The organism is Streptomyces beijiangensis (assembly GCF_017315755.1).
GTDB lineage: Bacteria > Actinomycetota > Actinomycetes > Streptomycetales > Streptomycetaceae > Streptomyces > Streptomyces beijiangensis.
Genome location: NZ_JAFLRJ010000868.1, coordinates 1 through 468, shown reverse-complemented (window position 1 = coordinate 468; position 468 = coordinate 1). Strand labels below are relative to the sequence as shown.

The following is a 468-nucleotide window of genomic DNA, read 5'->3' as shown; positions in this document are numbered from 1 at the left end:
CGGTGGTGGAGTTGACGTTGTTGATGAAGTAGCCGGCGTTGGTGGAGCCGACCATGTCGAAGTTGTAGTAACCCTTGATCGTCGCGCGCTGGGCGCTGCTCAGCTGGTTGACGTAGAACTTCGAGCCGTTGAGGCCCTGCTCCTCGTCCGTCCACCAGGCGAAGCGCACATGCTTCGTCATGGTGGGGTTCTTCTGCGCCAGTACGAGCGCGTTCTCCAGCAGGGTCGCGGAGCCGGAGCCGTTGTCATTGATGCCGGGGCCCGCCGACCAGACCGTCATGTTCGGCGCGCACCTCGACAGCGTGTCGGCGGGCCCCGGCATCAATGACAACGGCTCCGGCTCCGCGACCCTGCTGGAGAACGCGCTCGTACTGGCGCAGAAGAACCCCACCATGACGAAGCATGTGCGCTTCGCCTGGTGGACGGACGAGGAGCAGGGCCTCAACGGCTCGAAGTTCTACGTCAACC

The 468-nt window shown here is 63.9% G+C and carries 1 protein-coding gene and 1 pseudogene; one reads left to right on the top strand and one right to left on the bottom strand.

Annotated features, from left to right (window positions below; translation table 11 throughout):
• Positions 1-271 (bottom strand): annotated as a pseudogene (locus J0695_RS39580) (M28 family peptidase); the annotation flags it as partial.
• Positions 272-278: 7 nt separating this feature from the next.
• Between J0695_RS39580 and J0695_RS39575 the strand changes: the two are divergent.
• The coding region (locus tag J0695_RS39575) for a M28 family peptidase (RefSeq protein WP_307798900.1) at positions 279-468 on the top strand (190 nt) is incomplete at its 3' end.